Origin of the sequence: Vibrio sp. SCSIO 43133 (assembly GCF_023716845.1) — a bacterium.
Lineage (GTDB): Bacteria > Pseudomonadota > Gammaproteobacteria > Enterobacterales > Vibrionaceae > Vibrio > Vibrio mediterranei.
In genome coordinates, this window is sequence record NZ_CP068024.1 from 707,648 (window position 1) to 725,560 (window position 17,913).

The window sequence follows — 17,913 nt, forward strand, 5'->3', positions numbered from 1 at the left end:
AGCGAATTGCCTACTTAAATGCATCTTAGAAAGATCACGATCACAGAATGCTTTAATGATCCTCTAGTAGATGTGACGCATAACACGTATTCATTGCCTTTGTCTTTAATTGAAGTTATTAATAAATATATTAGCTAATATTATTAGTTAAGTTATTAATCTTATTAATTCAAGGTGAGTAAGATGCAAAGATGGTCTGAAGAGAAAGCGTGGCAATGGCAAGAAACCCATGGTTGGTTGCGTGGCTTTAATTATTTACCTCGTACTGCTGTGAACTGGACGGAAATGTGGCAGGCAAACACTTTTGACCCTGAGGTCATGGAGCAAGAGATCGAGTGGGCGGCAAGCGTGGGGTATAACACGCTAAGGACCAATCTGCCGTTTATTGTGTGGCAAGTCGATCGTGAAGGTTTACATCAAAGAATTGACCGTTTCCTTGATATTTGTGAGCGAAACAAAATCAAAGTAATGATGACTCCAATGGATGATTGCGGTTTCTCTGGTGACCATCCATATCTTGGCGAGCAGAAGTTACCTGTACCAGAGCTTCACAATAGCCAAGCAGCAGCAAGTCCAGGCCGTAATGTTGTTATGGACAAGTCTCAATGGGGAGAGGTTGAAGCGTATATTCGTGACATTATCTCAACTTACAATACCGATGAACGCATCGTTATTTGGGATTTATATAACGAGCCAACTAACCGAATGATTTTTACCACCTCTGGTGAGCTTGCTTTCGATGAAGAGATGGAGCGTTATAGTCATGAATTGATGGAAAAAGCATTCCAGTGGGCGCGTGAAGAACAACCCGTACAACCTTTGACGGTTGGTGCTTGGCACGCTCCAAGTATTCTTGACCTATCTTTGCCTCTCTATGAACACCCAACAGACCTTAAAGCGATGGAGCTATCTGACATCATCACTTTCCATGCCTATTTGCCTCTTGAACAGTTCAAACAAGCTGTCGAAATCGTTAAACAACATAACCGACCAATGATGTGTACCGAATGGTTAGCGCGTCACGCTGAGTCACATCTTCTTGAACAGCTGCCAGTGTTTCAGGCGGAACAAATCGGTTGCTATCAATGGGGGCTAGTTAAGGGCAAAACACAAACACACTTACCATGGCCTGAGATTAAGCGTAGTGATGAGAACTATGCGCAACGCTGGTTCCATGATCTGCTTAATGATGATGGCACCCCCTATGACCCAAAGGAAGTTCACCTAATTCAATCGCTAGCAACATTGGACTGAGGCTAGTGTTCGCCAGTGGCTTAAAGAAGCAACTGGCTTTACTATAATAATTCTGGATGAGTACACATTATGAATACCCTACAAAACAAACTCTCGAATAAGGAACTGATGTCCTATTTTGGATATGGCGTAGGCCAATGCTTTAGCTTTGGTCTCGTGGGTTCCTTTATCCTCTACTTTTATACTGATATTTTGGGCATTTCTCCCATCGCGGCGAGTACCATATTTCTAATTGCTCGAGTGTGGGATGCGGTGAATGACCCTATCATCGCCGGATACATGGATACCTTAGAGTCTCGCTTTGGTAAATTCAGACCCTATATGTTGTTTACGCCAATACTCATCGTATTGGTGACTATTGCGTCGTTCTACAATATAGATGCCGATACATCTACAAAAGTAATGTACGCCGGTATCACCTATATTCTTTGGGGCACGTTATACACTATTTCGGATGTTCCATTTTGGTCGATGTCTTCTGTTATGACAGATGAACCACAAGAGCGTGCAAAAGCAGCAACATGCGCAATGCTAGGTGTTAATGCAGGTATTGGCGCAACACTGGTGCTATTTCCTAAACTGAGCGCTTACTTTGCTGACGGCCGCGCGGACCAAGGTTATTTACCTGCAGTTATTGTCCTGATGGTGGCTGGTTTGCTGTTCATGTGGAATGGCTTCTATAACACCAAGGAACGAATTTCTACGGCGAGTGAGAAGGTTACACTTAAACAGACATTCCAAGCAGTGCGCAAGAATAAACCGTTGTTTTTTATTCTTGCTGCGTTCTTTATGAATGTGTTCTTTAACTTAGTTAATGGTCTGTATATTTTCTTCTTCACTTACAACATGGGTGATGCTGGACTAGTCTCACTGATCGGTACGATTACTTTAGTTAGTGCGATTGCCTGCTTAGCGACGCCAGTGTTAACGAAGCGCTTTAAGAAACGTGACATTTTTATCACGCTATGTGTATTAGAAATTATTGCACGTGTTGGTTTCTACATGACCGGTTACGATAACCCGACGGTTGTGATGTCATGGCTAGCCGTGATTACCGCTATCTTTATGATGACTAACCCCCTGGTTTCAGCAATGATCGCTGACACCGTAGAGTATTCGTACTATCACAGTGGTAAGCGTACAGCGGCGATTACTTTCTCTGGTCAAACGTTTACTGGCAAATTATCTGTAGCGGTTGCTGGTGGGTTAACAGGCCTTATTTTAGCTTCGATAGGGTATGTACCTAATGCAGAGCAGACTGAGACAGCGCTTGATGGCATGTTCTTCTGTATTGCGTTATTGCCTGCACTGGGGGCGCTGATTCGAATCTTTATTATGTCGAAATACACGTTTACGGAAGATCAGCATGCAATACTTCGTGAAAAATTACAGCGTGGTGAGTTTGCTGAAGGTGTTAATGTTGAAACGGTTAACGCACAGCAAGTAACAAACTAACGAGTTGATAAGCAATAAAAAACACGGCAAAAGCCGTGTTTTTTCGTTTATGCATTGGAATCAAATTAGTTCTTACGAGCTACAGATGCTCGCTGTACCAATGTTGGTGAGTAAATCATTGGGTCGGTTTCAACCGATTCACTTTTTGATAATGCCAAAGCGATTTGCGCTGCTTTTTCGGCCATCATTTGAATTGGGTAGCGGATCGTGGTGAGTTTTGGGTGAAGGTATTTGGCAATCAAACCATCATCAAAGCCGATAATGGACATTTGATTTGGCAAGGCATATTGGTTTTCTTCAAGCACTGATAGAGAACCCGCTGCCATATTATCGTTGTAAGCCACCACAGCAGTAATTGGCAGTGATTTCGTTAGTAGATTGGTCATGGCGATTTCGCCGCCATCACTGTCTGGAGAGCCGTATTCAATATAGCTGGCGGACAGCTTTATATTATTGGCCTTAAGGGCATCTCGATAGCCTTCTAGTCGCTGATCTACGTCTTCGATATTGTGTGAAGATGCTACACAAGCAATGTTGGTATGTCCGTTACGAATGAGATGCTCGGTCGCGATATAGGCTCCTTTATAGTTATCTAGCGAGATACAACGACCAGGGAGTTGAGGGATGTCGCGATTAATGTAGACCAAGCCTTTTACTTCTTCAGCGTATTGAATGAGTTCTTCATCAGACAAGGCTTTGGAATGTATCACCAAGGCATCACAGCGGCTGTTGATGAGCAGTTCAATTGCTTTACGCTCTTCTTCAGCATCGTGATAGCCATTACCCACTAAGATATGTTTTCCATGTTGGTGTGCAACTTTGTCTACGGCTTTCACCATGGTGCCAAAGAATGGGTCAGACACATCACTCACCAAAACACCTACAGTATTGGTACTTTGACTGACTAAAGCTCTAGCGTTTGCATTTGGGCGGTAGCCTAACTTTTTCATTGCGCTGGTGACGGACTCAATTGATGCCGCGCTTGCTTTTGGGGACTTGTTGATTACCCGGGAAACCGTTGCTACTGAAACGCCAGCTTCCTTTGCTACGTCTTTAATCGTTGCCATTTGAAACCTCTCATTCGATATGACTTCATTAGACTCCTATCGTGTAAATATCGCAATGTAAGTTTCACAAAGTTAGACATTTTGTGATGTGTAACGCCTTGTAGATATTGAACTTGATGCCAATGTAAACGTTTCGCACTTTGAGGGAGTTATATATCGTTCTAGAACAAAAAAAGCCCCGAGTCGGGGCTTTAAAGATAGGCGCAGGGGGCACCTTTAGGAGCTCGGGTTATGCAACAGCCATTTCTGCTTTTGCTGCACGCATTTTCTTCAAGCTGATACAAACTAGTGCTGTCACAACCGTACCTGCTGCCATACAAACTAGAGCAAGTAGAGGCTTGTTCATTGCGCCAAGTAGAGCCACAACTGGACCACCGTGTGCCACGCTGTTAGTAATACCGAATGAGAACGCCATGACTGCCGCAACCATTGAACCAACGACGTTTGCAGGAATTACTGACATTGGGTCTTGTGCAGCAAATGGGATAGCACCTTCAGAGATACCAACTAGACCCATTGCGCCAGCAGCTTTACCAGCTTCAAGTTCAGACTCTTCGAATAGGTTGAACTTACGGCCTAACACAGTCGCTAGTCCCATACCAAGTGGCGCAACTGGGATAGCACATGCCATCGCACCCATGAATTGAGTTTGACCACTTGCAATCATGCCAACAGAGAATAGGAACGCTACTTTGTTGAATGGACCACCCATATCAAAGCCAGCCATACCACCAAGTACGATACCGAGAAGAATAACGCTACCTGTACTCATGCTGATAAGCATCGCATTTAAGCTGTCCATAAGGCTTGCAATTGGCGCGCCGATAACGAAGATGAACAGTGCTGAGATGAAGAGAGAGCCAGTAATAGGTGCAATCATAATCGGCACAAGTGGTTGAATAAACTTGTGATAGTTACGAGTGACAACCCATTTGACGAAGTAACCGACAAGTAGACCAGCAACGATAGCGCCGATAAAGCCTGTACCTGCCTCAGCACCATAGAATGAACCGTTGTTTGCAATCCAGCCACCAATCAAGCCAGGGGCAAGTCCAGGGCGGTCGGCAATAGCGTAAGCAATATAACCGGATAGAACAGGAATCATTAGAGTGAACGCGACGACACCGACATCAAGTACTTTCTGCCACATGCTGCCTTCAGGGATAGCCATGCCAGCTTCGCTAGGTTGACCACCCACCGCAAGAGCCAAAGCAATCAAGAGACCACCAGTTACAACAAACGGGATCATGTGTGATACGCCGTTCATCAAGTAACGGTATAAGTCAGAACGCTTCGAAGAATTGTCTTCCGATTTGGCTGCTTTGGCATCAGCAACAAATTCAGGCGCTTCAAGCGCTTGGTTGATAACAGCTTTTGCATCGCTGATAGGGGCTTTAACGCCAGTTTCGATCAATTTCTTACCCGCAAAGCGATTCATATCCACTTGCTTGTCTGATGCGACGATGATGGCATCAGCGCGAGCAATTTCATCAGCACTTGGTGAATTTTTCACGCCGATTGAGCCATTTGTTTCTACCTTGATTTGATAACCAAGCTCGGCTGCGCCTTTTTCTAATGCTTCTGCTGCAAGGTAAGTATGTGCGACGCCCGTTGGGCAGCCTGTTACGCCGATAAGAAAGCCTTTGTTTGCTTCCAGCTGATTAGCTGGTGCTTCAGATTTAGCCAGCAGCAACTCTAACGCTTGCTGCTCTGTTTCTGCCTTTAGGAAATTCTCAATAAAACCATCTTCAATTAGTTTGGAAGATAATTCAGCAAGCACTTCAATATGATGATCAGAGCCGCCATCTGGAGAGGCGATCATGAAAAAGAGTTTTGACGGTTGACCATCTTCAGCGCCGTAGTCGATCCCAGATTGGCTCACACCAATCGCAACGGCTGGTTCAACAACCGCCTTACTTTTCGCGTGCGGTAGCGCAACACCATCTTCAAATCCGGTATTGCCAATTTCTTCACGAGCATAGATATCGGTTAGGAATTGTGCTTTATCGCTAATTCTGCCTTGAGCATGGAGCAACTGCGCCATTTCTGCGAATACTTCGTCCTTGCTCGTTGCTTTTAGATTTAGGCAGATCAGTTTTTCATTAATGAGATCCGTAATCATAATGATTGTCCTATTGACCATTGTAGGTGGAGGTTGGACTACACGATTTCTCATTTACAACATACTGACATCCCGGTAGTGGGGTGACCGATTCGCTGAGAAGTGATGTAGTCATTCGATAGGGTAATTATCGGTGGCTTTGGCAAGAAATTTTAGAGCACCATAAAGGCTTTTACTGGATTATTGTACCTATGGAATTTTAATGTGAACTGGCTCAATATTTTATATAACCCATTTTTGGTAAGTGAACAGTGTTAAACTTTTTATTTATCAATTACATATTTATTTGTTTCTAGTTGTTATTATTGTCGTAATTATCATTATGTTAGACTTGGCTAGAGCTTTGTAACCTCCTGAATGTCGCAGAAATGCATGACGCAGCTCACGAAAAGAGCTCATATTTCTATTTGGTCGCTGGAGAAATTCGCCAATGTTCCACAATTTAATTGAAACGTTAATTGCCGAAAGGGAGCATTTCAACCGAATCTGGTTTGCTGCCGATCAGCTCACGCCACCACCGTTTAGCTATCAAGTTAATTTCCCAAGGCTTGAGTTGGTAATTAGTGGAGAGTATGAGAATGAACTTGAAGATCCTGAACAGGGTATATCCTCAATCAAGGTATTATCGGGTGATGCGTTGTACATTCCTCCGAACTGCTGGAACAAACCAAATTGGCAAGGGGACTGCTCAGTATTAAGTTTGCTGTTTGGGAAGCGCCAACTAGGCTTTAGCTTGGTGAGTAAGAGACAGGGTGAAACTGGGTTTTACGATATCCAAAAACACAGTGTGCAAACACGTACGGGTCATGCCATTGACCATATTCTCGAGGCGCTCAATGCGATAGCAAGAGAGCCGAAGAAGTCCCCAATGGATGAGCACTTGCTCATGGCGTTACTTTCCTATAGCCAGTCTATGGTGTCAGAACCATCGGATAACTTACGAAGTGGCGACCTGTACCAGGGTATCTGTATTTACATTCAGGAGAATTTCCACCGCACTATTACTCGCAGTAGTATTGCGAAGAGATTTCATATTAGTCCTAATCACCTATCGAGACTGTTCCGCCAGCAAGGGCACATGACTTTAGCGGACTACATCACATGGGTGAGAATGGAACGCGCGAAGTTTATGCTGAAAAAATACGACTTTAAGCTGCAGGAAGTGGCAACACGCTGTGGCTATCAAGATGTGAATTACTTTTTTAGAGTATTTAAGTCAAGAACAGGGCAAACGCCAAGCGAGTACCGGCAGGTATTATAAGGCATTTGCCCGTTGACCTTTGACCAGCTGATGAATCAATATCGCTTTTATTGCTTCAGGCTCTCTACTGGAGGTCAGCAGTTGACAAAACTCCTCATCCAATAGCGATTTGGTGAGATGAGTAAAACTCACTAATAGCGAGCGCTCCGGAGGAGAGGGGAGTATTAGGGCAATAACCAGAGTAACGGGTCCTAGTTTAGGTGCTTGCCAATCGACAGGGTTCTCACACTTAATGACGGTCAGCGATGCTTTATCTACGTCACTAGTGAGTATGTGTGGTAATGCGATCATTTTACCCGTTGCAGTTGACGAATACTGTTCTCGTTTCAGTAAGTTCTGTGTCATCTCTGCGGAGTTAACTTGGGCTGTCAGATTAGCGACTTGCTCAAGAATGGCGGTTTTATCGTTGCTGCTATCACGAGCAAAATGGTAGTCGATTTCAAATGGTAACCGGAAGGTGCTTAATCCTCTCAATAACGATAGATTGGCGTGTTTATTGGAGCGATGAGCCGTATTCACCAACATAAAGTGTTCAGCAATAAAGTCCATCAAGACCATACAAGCAAGCTCAGCATCTGAGCCTTCAATGTGCAGCTGGCAAAGGTCATCTTGTTTGCCTGCTAGTGAAAGAATACGCAGTGGATGCTCTATATTAGCACTATCCCAGCAGGTTAAATTACGCAGAATCACCACTGAGCGAAACATGTTACTCAGTGTTTTTAATCGATTGATTTTCCATCCAGAAAACCCGTCTTCCGGTAGGACAAAGGTGATTCTACGTTCTATCAAGGTTAACCTCTAACAAGCCCCATGCAACGCTGTATAACCGAATCAACATCAGTCAGAACCTCTTCGATTGTGACGCAGTGTATTTTACTACCCGTAAATCGAGCTCGGTGCTCAACTTCAATATCGGAAGCAATGAGGACAAGATCGGCATTAGCGATATCTTGGGTGCTCAGTTGTCCTTCAATACCCATTGCACCTTGAGTCTCTACTTTGATGCCTATATTTTCTTTTTGAGCCGCTTTTCGAATAGCGTCAGCTGCCATATACGTATGAGCAATACCAGTTGGGCAAGCCGTGACCGCAACCATTTTCATTGTCTATTCTCTATATTATCAACCAGAATAAAGTGAGCGTTAGAGTACTAATTTGTCATTGATTCGTATAGCAAAGAGATCAAATTCTGGATGATTTAAATTGAACCTATATGAGTCATAATGACTTGTATTTTAGCTGTGTCCATTTGACTTTATTTTAAGTGATTTGGACTCGTGGTGCCCGAAATATGGGGCCTTTGTTACTTGGTATGATTTGTGCACTTACACAAATGTATGTCATTTTAAGTGAGTCGTTATGCTAAATATTACTGATAAAAAGGTTGAAGAGAAGATACCAGCTTGGCTTCGTCTTGGTTTTCGTCCTTTTTTCTTACTCGGAAGCGTTTATGCCATCTTTGCGGTGGTGGCCTGGGTCATCATGTTCCAAAAAGGTCAGCCCGAAGCGTTGCAAGTCCCCGCGTTATGGTGGCATGCCCATGAAATGATATTCGGTTTTGCGATGGCAATCGTGGTCGGTTTTGTCCTAACAGCAGTGCAGACATGGACCGGAGTTAACGGAACTAAGCATTATCGCCTATTATTGCTCGTTACACTGTGGGGGCTAACACGTGTTTTGTTTTGGACACCAGTACCGTTGTGGTTGACGTCTAGTATTGAGTCGTTGTTCATCCTGCTAGCCGCATACGAAGTGGGTTTTAGGGTTTACCAGTCAAAAGGCTGGAAGAACTTGTTTTTTGTGCCTTTGTTTTTGTTAGCTATTTTTGCCAACTTTGCCAGTTATGCCACTGTTAAAGGAATGCCTCCATTTAGTTCAAGTGCGGTATGGGGCGCGATGATCTGGTGGTTCACTATCCTGATCTCAGTAATGGGCGGTAGAGTGATTCCGTTTTTCTCTTCGCGCCGATTCCAGTTTGATAAACCCCAGCCATTAGTTTGGCTGGAGTGGCTAGCGACGCTGCCTCTGATGGGGTTATTTGTGTTGAGTTTCTTCCCGTTATCATTTGCTGTGCTGGGTAAACCGCTTATGTTGATTGCAGGGCTGTTTCAATTAGTGCGTTGGTTGCGTTGGAAGCCTTGGCTGACGCTTTCTGAACCTTTAGTTTGGTCATTAATGCTGACTTATTTATGTCTGCCATTAAGCCTGTTGTACCGAGGAATGCTAAGCGATGCTTTTGCATCACACGCTATGCTGCACTTGTTTGCGGTAGGCGCGTTAGGTGGCGTAGTTTTATCTATGATCAGTCGCGTGACGATGGGGCATACCGGTCGTGCTATCTATAAGGGCCCTAATATGACATGGGCATTTGTCGCTATTATTGTTGCAGCAGTCATTCGTAGTATTGGTGTGGCCGTGTGGCCACAGCACATGTTCCTGATGATTGATATTAGTGCGGGGCTTTGGGCCTTTGCGTTCGGTATGTATGTATACCACTTTGGCAAAATGCTAGTTACTCCAAGAGTGGATGGTCACCCGGGCTAACGTCAATTTAGTGTTCAAATAAAAAAACCAGCCGTGAGGCTGGTTTTTTTGGATTAGGTTAACTTTGACACTTAGTAAGAGTCGTTGTGAACTGCTTGAACAGCTCGACCTGAAGGATCAACACAGTTCTGGAAAGATTCATCCCATTCAAGTGCTTTTGCAGAAGAGCACGCTACCGACGGGCCACCTGGAACACATTGGGCCGCAGATTCGAGTGGGAACAGCTCTTCGAAGATTTCACGGTATGCGTAACCTTCTTTTGTTGTTGGCGTGTTGTATGGGAAGCGGAATGCTGCGGTTTCCATTTGTTGGTCAGTCACTTTCGCTTCAGCCACTTCTTTTAGTGTATCAATCCAGCTGTAACCTACACCGTCAGAGAACTGCTCTTTTTGACGCCATGCGATTGACTCTGGAAGGTAGTGTTCAAAACACTCACGCAGGATGTGTTTTTCCATCTTACCGTTGCCACACATTTTGTCTTCAGGGTTTAAGCGCATTGCTACATCGATAAACTCTTTATCTAAGAAAGGTACACGGCCTTCAACGCCCCATGCTGCAAGTGATTTGTTGGCACGTGCGCAGTCAAACATGTTCAATGCAAGCAGTTTACGAACTGTTTCTTCGTGGAACTCTTTTGCGTTTGGCGCTTTGTGGAAATACAGGTAGCCACCAAAGATCTCGTCTGCCCCTTCACCAGAAAGAACCATTTTAATACCCATTGCTTTGATCTTACGTCCCATTAGGAACATAGGCGTTGAAGCACGGATTGTGGTGACGTCATACGTTTCGATGTGGTAGATAACATCGCGAATCGCATCCAAACCTTCTTGAATGGTATAGGTCATCTCGTGGTGAACGGTACCGATTTGGTCAGCCACTTCACGAGCGGCTTTGAGATCTGGAGCGCCTTCGAGGCCAACTGCAAATGAGTGAAGTTGAGGCCACCATGCCGCTGACTTTTCATCGTCTTCAATACGCATTGCTGCGAAACGTTTTGCGACAGCAGAAGTGATAGAAGAGTCAAGACCACCAGAAAGTAGTACGCCATAAGGTACATCTGTCATTAGTTGACGTTTAACCGCTGCTTCTAGTGCTTCAGTCAGCTCTTCTTTGCTTGTACTATTGCCTTGCACTGCTGCGTATTCGTTCCAGTCACGAATATAGTAACGCTGCGGCTCTGCATCTTTAGAGCCATAGTAACTGCCTGGAGGAAATTCGCTAATAGTCTTACAAACAGGAACTAGCGCTTTCATTTCTGACGCAACATAGTAGTTACCGTGTTCGTCATAGCCCTGGTAAAGCGGGATGATACCAATATGGTCACGGCCAACAAGATACTCATCTTTCTCTTCATCATAAAGGACGAAAGCGAAAATGCCGTTTAGCTCTTCTAGTAGGTCTGCACCCATGTCTTGGTATAGCGCTAGAATGACTTCACAATCTGAGTCAGTTTGGAACTCATATTTGCCTTCATAGCGAGCACGAATTTCTTTGTGGTTGTAGATTTCACCATTAACAGCAAGGATGTGTTTTTTATCTTGGCTGTAAAGTGGTTGAGCACCACTATTAAGGCCAACGATAGCCAGGCGCTCATGCGCAAGAATTGCTTTGTCTGAAGCATAGATACCAGACCAATCTGGTCCACGATGACGAAGCTTTTTAGACATCTCTAACGCGACTGGACGTAGAGCGGCTGCATCACTTTTTATGTCTAAAATGCCAAATACTGAACACATACAACTTCCTTTTAGATGAAATTTAACGCTGTTGAGTTCAATTTGCCATCTGCTCAAAAAAAAGCAACCGTGATGAACGAAAAAGATGATAAAAGTGAGGTTTGATTAAATATTTTTTAATTGAATGGCCTTTTTGGTATATGGCATTTAGATATTGGTGCTTTGATGGTCAATTAACCACAAAAAAAGCCGGATTGACCGGCTTTTAATTATGTTTGTAGAGGTTGCTATTTGAGGTTAGGTTGCAGCTGATCGCATACATGGCGTGCGAAACCACTACCTGCTTCGCTGTAGATATTAAATGCCGCATTGACACCCATCTGCTCCAACTCATCCAATTGATCTGGGTAAGCGGCGATAGCAGCAATTTGCCCTTTAAACTGCTTTTGGTGAAGTAGGTCTAACGCAGTTTGATTACCTTGATGGTGGGGCATTGCCAGCAATACCAACTTTACATGAGCTGTGTCGAGAATACGTTCCCAGAAATCAGGGTCGGTGGCATCGCCGGCTATAACATTTCTGCCTTCCTCTCGATGTTGCTTAGCGGCTTCTTCGCGCACTTCAACACCTAGGCTAACTTTTCCATATCGTTGGTAGAGCTCGTCATAAGCACCAGTGCCGATTCGTCCCATGCCAAGAATCAGAACCTGAGCTTCGCCTGGATTGATGAATTGGTCGCGGGTATTGATCTTCTCTGCTGCTTGTTCCTTTAGCCACTTCGCACTGCGCAAGTAAATGCTGTGCCCAATTCGGTTTAGAGGGGCAGAAACGATAAAGGACAACGATACGGCAATGGCTAACGCGACTAAGATGTCACCGGAAATCCAACCCAGTTTGTAAGCCAAGCCACCGACAATGAGACCGAACTCACTGAAGTTAAACAGAGTGAGTGTAGTTAGAAGGCACGTACGGACACGGAATTTAAATGCGTTGATGACCACGAAGTAAAGAATGCCTTTCAGTGGCAGTAACAAGAGGAGCAATGCACCGAGCACAAAACCTTCGATTGTCGGCTGATCAGCAAGACCAATATTGAGGAAAAAGCAGACTAAGAACAGCTCTTTTAAATTGAAAAGTGATTTTGACAGCTCAGAAGCTTTAGAATGTGAAGCTAACAGCATACCCAAGATAAGCGCACCCAAATCCGGCTTCATTCCAACCAATTCAAATAACCCTGCACCCATGACGAGTGCGAAGAAAATGCCGCTTAATACGAGCATTTCGCCATGTCCGGCTTTATTTAATAGCTTGAACATGATGGGACGAAGGAGAGGAAGAGCAAATAGTCCGATGGCATACCATTCTGGGAACTTGCCTGTTGATGCTGTTAAAAAGATGACCGCGAAGATATCCTGCATAACCAGAATACCAATGGCGAGAGTGCCATAGGTAGCATTCATCTCACCTTTTTCTTGTAAGGTTTTTACTGCAAATACAGTACTTGAGAAGGAAAGAGCAAAGCCCAACAGAATAAGTTGCTCAACGTCGAGCGTAGCAAGGCTAGAAACACCCAGAATTTTCAAACCAAGTAACAAAACGGCGAACAAAAGTGTCGAAAGCAGATTATGAATGGTTGCGCCGGCCCAAATCTCTTTGGACAACAAAGTTTTAATGTCGAGCTTTAAGCCAATAGTAAACAGTAGAAGTGTCACACCAAGGTCTGCAAGAGTGGTAATAGTATCGGTCGATTCAAAACCAAAGTGATGCAGAATAAACCCAGCAAGTAGAAAACCTACTAAGGGTGGTAGTTGACATTTCAATGCGAGGAAACCCGCGATGAAGGCGACGGTTATAAGGATCAGTTCCATAGTATTTTTTATTATCTGAAGACAAAAAGACCACACCGAAGTGTGGTCACATATTCTACATAATTTATGTAAGGGTTTGTTTGTTATTTCAATACATTTTCTCAATCTTCGAGTAGTTTTTGTAACAAAACCCCATTTAGCATGGCGCGTTTGATCATAGCGAAGGCACCCATTGTAGGTTGCTTATCGATTTCTGAAGCAACAATTGGTAGCTCTGTGTGGAATGTCGTTAACGACTGGTTTTCGACATTACGACGAATCGCTGGGAAGACAATCTCTTTTGCCATGGTAATGTCACCAGCAATAATAATTTTTTGCGGGTTGAACAGGTTAATAGTGATTGCGATGGCTTTGCCGAGTTGGTTGCCTACTCGAACCAAGCTCTGTTTGGCTAACTCGTCGCCATTTAATGCGTGTGAGCAAACATCTTCAATAGTTATGTGCTCTTTTAGAGCAAGTGTTGACTCATACCCTTGTTCAATCAGCTTTTTAACGCGTTTGACAATTGCTGGGTTAGCCGCAACCGTTTCTAAGCAGCCAAAGTTGCCACATTGGCATTGTTCACCTAGCGGATCGATTTGGATGTGACCAATTTCACCCACATTGCGGTTGTGCCCTAAGAACACTTGGCCATTGACGATAATACCAGCACCAGTACCACGGTGAACACTGACCAATATGGAATCTTGGCAGTCGCGGCTTGCGCCAAAGTAATGTTCTGCCAGAGCTAAACCACGAATATCGTTACCTACAAAACACTCTACTTTGAACTGAGCACGAACTAAGTCAGCGAGCTCGAGTTTGTCGATGTCGGTATTTGGCATGTATTCAACAACACCCGTAGTCGGGTTAACCAGCCCAGGTAGGGTAATGCCAATAGCAATAAGCTGTTCGATTTTAGGGCTGTGTTCTTTTAGAAATTCGCGAAGCGATGTCACCAAGCCTTCGCTAAGTTCACTTTGATTGGTGTAGTAAAAATCATTATGGGAGAAGGCCATTTCACGGCCACCCAAATCGTAAAGAGAGAACTGCACATAATCTCGACCGAGACGTACAGCGACAGAGTGGAAAGGCTCCACAGCTGTCGTTAGAGAGATGGCTCTGCGTCCACCTGTTGAGGCTTGTTGAGCGACCTCTTTGATAAGGCCGCGCTCCAATAATTGGCGGGTAATTTTGGTAACGCTTGCAGGTGCCAGCTGGCTAACATCAGCAACTTGAATGCGAGAAATAGGCCCTTGTTGGTCTATTAAACGGTAAACCGCTGCACTGTTAAGTTGTTTTACTAAATCTACGTTACCTATTTGTCCGCCATTCATGCTCAATTTTGCTCGTATTGTCCGTTAACAATTGTGCCTTGGACATTATAATCTCTATCGAATACGGTCAAGTTAGCAATCATGCCTTTCTTAATGCGGCCAAGCTTGTCTTCTAAACCCATTGCTTTAGCAGGGTAAAGCGTCGCCATTCGTAGAGCTTCGTCCAAAGCGATACCAGCGTGTTCAACTGTGTTCTGAACCGCCTCAATCATTGTAAGTGCGCTGCCACCTAGTGTGCCGTTTTCATCCACGCACTTACCATCCTTGTAATATACTTTCTTACCGACAAAAATAAAGTAATCCATGTCAGCACCCGCTGGAGCTGTGGCGTCCGTCACTAATACTAACTTTTCACCTTTCACTTTATGCGCGATGCGAATGTTCGCATAGTCAACATGGAAACCATCGGCAATCACACCGGCGTAGACATCTGGCGTATCGTAAATAGCACCAACAACGCCCGGCTCACGACCTGTCATTGGCGTCATCGCATTAAATAAATGCGTTGCGAATGTAATGCCAGATTCAAAACCTTTACGGGCTTCTTCGTAAGTGGCATTAGTGTGGCCAATTGAGACCACAATACCTGCTTTACGTAGCTTTTCGATATGCTCTGGTGCGTTTTGTTCTGGAGCTAAGGTCACTTTTGCGACGAGGTCGCGGTTTTCACAGATAAGGTCGATCATTGCATCGTCAGATTGACGAATGAAGTCAGGGCTATGAATGCCTTTTTTCGCAACGTTTAGGTAAGGACCTTCTAGGTGTAGGCCAAGAGAGTGGTTTTGGTTCTGGCTGTGGTATTCGCGAGCTGCGGTCAATGCTTGGCGCATATTGTCATCAGATGAAGTAATCAGCGTAGGTAAGAAGCTAGTACAGCCTGACTTAAGGTTAGCTCTATGCATGGTATGGATAGTGTCGGCGGTTATTTCGTCATTGAACATCACACCGCCACAGCCGTTTAGCTGCAAATCAATAAAACCCGGGCTTAGGTTTGCGCCGTTTAAATCCACGCACTTAATGTCACTTGGAAGCTCTGCGCTAGGCAGAACCGACTCGATTTGGTCACCATTGATTAGCACCGCATGATTGGTGAGAACGTCACTACCCGTGAAGATCTTACAGTTAGTTAATGCATACATAGTTAGCGAATCCTTGTGTTGTATTCTCTTTAGCTCATTGCGGTTATCGAAACAGTGAAGATTCGACTTAGTTTTCTGCTTGTAGCAATGAGACGGATTTAGTAGTCAGCAAGTTTTAATTAGATAAAATAGTCAAAGTAACTTAATGATAATGAGGGAGTTATTGTTATTTTATGTGTAGTCATTACATTGGAAAAGTTGATTCCAATCGCAAAATAATCGCTACTTAGTGCAACTCTCTCAGGCAAAATCCTACTTAGATTTTGCTATTTTTTCGTATGATAAAATAAGTTTTATGATCTAGCTAGCAAAAAGCCTCTATTTTGGCAAAAACTGGTGATTATGATCACAAATGGTGAGGTTTTAATTTGCGGAGCAAAATTAATTTCATAAACTGAATAGGACTAAATTGAACGGCTAAAATAAGTCGTCCAACAAAATTCAAATCCTATAGGGGGAACTTAAGGTGAATATGCTAGGATATGCACAGAAGCTAGGTAAAGCGTTAATGCTACCTATCGCAACGCTTCCGATTGCGGCGCTTCTACTACGTTTGGGTCAAGGCGACCTTTTAGACATTCCATTTATGGCGCAAGCTGGTGGAGCGATTTTCGGTCAACTGCCTCTGCTATTCGGTCTAGGTATTGCGATTGGTCTTTCTAAAGACGGTAACGGTGCAGCAGGTCTTGCTGGTGCAGTTGCTTACTTCGTTCTAACTGCGACAGCAACAACAATCAACGCTGACGTTAACATGTCATTCTTCGGTGGTATCTTCGCAGGTATCATTGCAGGTCACTCTTACAACGCATTCCATGCGACTCGTCTTCCAGAATGGTTGGCATTCTTCGCAGGTAAGCGTCTAGTTCCTATCATGGCTGGTCTATTTGCTCTAGTAGCAGGTGCGATCTCAGGTGTGGTTTGGCCTAGCATCCAAGGTGGTCTTGACGCTCTAGCACACGCAGTATCAACTTCTGGCGCAATTGGTCAGTTCGTTTATGGTACGCTTAACCGTGCACTTATCCCTGTAGGTCTTCACCACGTTCTTAACTCATACTTCTGGTTCGGTATGGGTACGTGTCAAGAAGTTCTAGTTACTGGCGCTCAAGCTGCTGGTCAAGCGCTTCCTTCTCTACAACAGCTTTGTGTAGACCCAGCTCTTGCTAAGACTCTAGTAGCTGGTCAAGCTCATACATTCGAGTTTGCTAACTCTGTAACTCCTGAAATCACAGCAACAGTTAAAGAAGTTACTGAAACAGTGAAAACTGGTGACCTACACCGCTTCTTCGGCGGCGATAAGAGCGCTGGTGTATTCATGAACGGCTTCTTCCCTGTAATGATGTTTGGTCTACCAGGTGCAGCACTAGCAATGTACCTAGCAGCACCTGCTGAGAAACGCAGCCAAGTTGGTGGTGCACTATTCTCTGTAGCATTCTGTTCATTCCTAACTGGTATCACAGAGCCACTAGAGTTCATGTTTGTATTCCTAGCACCTGCACTATATGCAATGCACGCAGTATTTACTGGTCTAGCTCTAGTTGTTGCTAACATGTTTGGTACGCTACACGGCTTCGGCTTCTCTGCTGGTCTAATCGACTTCGTATTGAACTGGGGTCTAGCTACGAAACCATTCACACTACTACTAATCGGTCTAGGCTTCGGTGCTCTATACTTCTTCACATTCAGCTTCGCAATCCGCGCTTTCAACCTGAAGTCGCCTGGTCGTGAAGACGATGATGTAGAAGTAGAAGTTGACGGTGACGTGAAAAACGGTGACCTAGCTCGCCAATACCTAAAAGCCCTAGGTGGTCACGATAACCTAACTTCAATCGATGCTTGTATCACACGTCTACGTCTAACGCTTAAAGACCGCTCTGTTGCTGACGAAGCTGTACTTAAAAAGCTAGGTGCGAAAGGTGTAGTGAAACTAGGTGAAAATAACCTACAAGTTATCCTAGGCCCACTAGCTGAAATCATTGCCGGTGAAATGAAGTCTATCGGTGCTGGTGAAGACTTATCAGAAGTAAAACTTCCATAGTCTAGCTACTCATTGATTTCCATAGTAAAGCCTCTCATTTGAGAGGCTTTTTTTATGCCTCTTTTCTTCTGCTTTTTCACCGTTCAAGTTTCAGTACTAAAATAATCTTGTGAAAATGCGAGTTCTTGTTGAGGTTTCGCAAGGAATTGTGGATCATTAGCGTTTATATATCTGAC

Annotated in this window: 13 protein-coding genes; 5 read left to right on the top strand and 8 right to left on the bottom strand. The window is 44.3% G+C overall.

Annotation, left to right across the window (positions count from 1 at the left end):
• Window positions 1–183 precede the first annotated feature (183 nt).
• A complete protein-coding gene (locus JKJ11_RS03475) occupies window positions 184–1,254 on the top strand; it encodes a cellulase family glycosylhydrolase (RefSeq protein ID WP_171389014.1) in 1,071 nt (356 codons plus the stop codon).
• 69 nt (window positions 1,255–1,323) lie between these two features.
• Complete coding sequence (locus tag JKJ11_RS03480; protein ID WP_252038747.1) at window positions 1,324–2,709, top strand: MFS transporter; 1,386 nt, start codon at window positions 1,324–1,326, stop codon at window positions 2,707–2,709.
• A 65-nt stretch (window positions 2,710–2,774) separates the two neighbouring features.
• On the opposite strand, the gene JKJ11_RS03485 is transcribed toward JKJ11_RS03480, so the two are convergent.
• The gene (locus JKJ11_RS03485; RefSeq protein WP_006071916.1) at window positions 2,775–3,776 is read right to left on the bottom strand and encodes a substrate-binding domain-containing protein; all 1,002 of its coding nucleotides are present in this window, start codon (window positions 3,774–3,776) and stop codon (window positions 2,775–2,777) included.
• A 229-nt stretch (window positions 3,777–4,005) separates the two neighbouring features.
• Complete coding sequence (locus tag JKJ11_RS03490; RefSeq protein ID WP_038225452.1) at window positions 4,006–5,898, bottom strand: PTS fructose transporter subunit IIABC; 1,893 nt, start codon at window positions 5,896–5,898, stop codon at window positions 4,006–4,008.
• A gap of 430 nt (window positions 5,899–6,328) precedes the next feature.
• Between JKJ11_RS03490 and JKJ11_RS03495 the strand changes: the two genes are divergently transcribed.
• Complete coding sequence (locus JKJ11_RS03495) at window positions 6,329–7,159, top strand: helix-turn-helix transcriptional regulator (protein ID WP_006071913.1); 831 nt, start codon at window positions 6,329–6,331, stop codon at window positions 7,157–7,159.
• Here JKJ11_RS03495 and JKJ11_RS03500 read toward each other — a convergent pair.
• Together JKJ11_RS03500 and JKJ11_RS03505 are read right to left on the bottom strand one after the other, a co-directional pair.
• Window positions 7,154–7,948 (bottom strand): PTS sugar transporter subunit IIA, encoded by a 795-nt coding sequence (locus JKJ11_RS03500; protein ID WP_038222491.1) that lies wholly within the window; start codon window positions 7,946–7,948, stop codon window positions 7,154–7,156. The genes JKJ11_RS03495 and JKJ11_RS03500 overlap by 6 nt on opposite strands.
• Window positions 7,949–7,950: 2 nt before the next feature.
• Window positions 7,951–8,262, bottom strand: coding sequence for a PTS fructose transporter subunit IIB (locus tag JKJ11_RS03505; protein ID WP_038225448.1), 312 nt, complete (start codon window positions 8,260–8,262; stop codon window positions 7,951–7,953).
• 256 nt (window positions 8,263–8,518) lie between these two features.
• Between JKJ11_RS03505 and JKJ11_RS03510 the strand changes: the two genes are divergently transcribed.
• Window positions 8,519–9,703, top strand: a complete 1,185-nt coding sequence (locus JKJ11_RS03510; protein ID WP_198557390.1) for an NnrS family protein — start codon at window positions 8,519–8,521, stop codon at window positions 9,701–9,703.
• A gap of 71 nt (window positions 9,704–9,774) precedes the next feature.
• On the opposite strand, the gene asnB is transcribed toward JKJ11_RS03510, so the two are convergent.
• The 4 genes from asnB to nagA form a co-directional block, all read right to left on the bottom strand.
• The gene (gene asnB / locus JKJ11_RS03515) at window positions 9,775–11,439 is read right to left on the bottom strand and encodes an asparagine synthase B (protein ID WP_006071905.1); all 1,665 of its coding nucleotides are present in this window, start codon (window positions 11,437–11,439) and stop codon (window positions 9,775–9,777) included.
• Between the two features lie 227 nt (window positions 11,440–11,666).
• A complete protein-coding gene (locus JKJ11_RS03520; RefSeq protein WP_038225443.1) occupies window positions 11,667–13,247 on the bottom strand; it encodes a cation:proton antiporter domain-containing protein in 1,581 nt (526 codons plus the stop codon).
• A 101-nt stretch (window positions 13,248–13,348) separates the two neighbouring features.
• A complete protein-coding gene (gene nagC / locus JKJ11_RS03525) occupies window positions 13,349–14,563 on the bottom strand; it encodes a DNA-binding transcriptional regulator NagC (protein ID WP_006071900.1) in 1,215 nt (404 codons plus the stop codon).
• A 2-nt stretch (window positions 14,564–14,565) separates the two neighbouring features.
• The gene (nagA, locus tag JKJ11_RS03530) at window positions 14,566–15,702 is read right to left on the bottom strand and encodes an N-acetylglucosamine-6-phosphate deacetylase (RefSeq protein ID WP_031494860.1); all 1,137 of its coding nucleotides are present in this window, start codon (window positions 15,700–15,702) and stop codon (window positions 14,566–14,568) included.
• 466 nt (window positions 15,703–16,168) lie between these two features.
• On the opposite strand from nagA, the gene nagE reads away from it, so the two are divergent.
• Window positions 16,169–17,737: an N-acetylglucosamine-specific PTS transporter subunit IIBC gene (gene nagE / locus JKJ11_RS03535; protein WP_038222489.1), complete on the top strand. Its 1,569-nt coding sequence runs from the start codon at window positions 16,169–16,171 to the stop codon at window positions 17,735–17,737.
• The last annotated feature ends 176 nt before the right edge of the window (window positions 17,738–17,913 follow it).

What these genes read in the sequence shown, in the direction of transcription:
- JKJ11_RS03480 (WP_252038747.1), top strand. Translation starts at nt 1,324, where the DNA reads ATGAATACCCTACAAAACAAACTCTCGAATAAGGAACTGATGTCCTAT.
- JKJ11_RS03520 (WP_038225443.1), bottom strand. Translation starts at nt 13,247, where the DNA reads ATGGAACTGATCCTTATAACCGTCGCCTTCATCGCGGGTTTCCTCGCA.
- nagA (WP_031494860.1), bottom strand. Translation starts at nt 15,702, where the DNA reads ATGTATGCATTAACTAACTGTAAGATCTTCACGGGTAGTGACGTTCTC.
- JKJ11_RS03495 (WP_006071913.1), top strand. Translation starts at nt 6,329, where the DNA reads ATGTTCCACAATTTAATTGAAACGTTAATTGCCGAAAGGGAGCATTTC.
- asnB (WP_006071905.1), bottom strand. Translation starts at nt 11,439, where the DNA reads ATGTGTTCAGTATTTGGCATTTTAGACATAAAAAGTGATGCAGCCGCT.
- JKJ11_RS03505 (WP_038225448.1), bottom strand. Translation starts at nt 8,262, where the DNA reads ATGAAAATGGTTGCGGTCACGGCTTGCCCAACTGGTATTGCTCATACG.
- JKJ11_RS03490 (WP_038225452.1), bottom strand. Translation starts at nt 5,898, where the DNA reads ATGATTACGGATCTCATTAATGAAAAACTGATCTGCCTAAATCTAAAA.
- JKJ11_RS03475 (WP_171389014.1), top strand. Translation starts at nt 184, where the DNA reads ATGCAAAGATGGTCTGAAGAGAAAGCGTGGCAATGGCAAGAAACCCAT.
- JKJ11_RS03510 (WP_198557390.1), top strand. Translation starts at nt 8,519, where the DNA reads ATGCTAAATATTACTGATAAAAAGGTTGAAGAGAAGATACCAGCTTGG.
- JKJ11_RS03485 (WP_006071916.1), bottom strand. Translation starts at nt 3,776, where the DNA reads ATGGCAACGATTAAAGACGTAGCAAAGGAAGCTGGCGTTTCAGTAGCA.
- nagC (WP_006071900.1), bottom strand. Translation starts at nt 14,563, where the DNA reads ATGAATGGCGGACAAATAGGTAACGTAGATTTAGTAAAACAACTTAAC.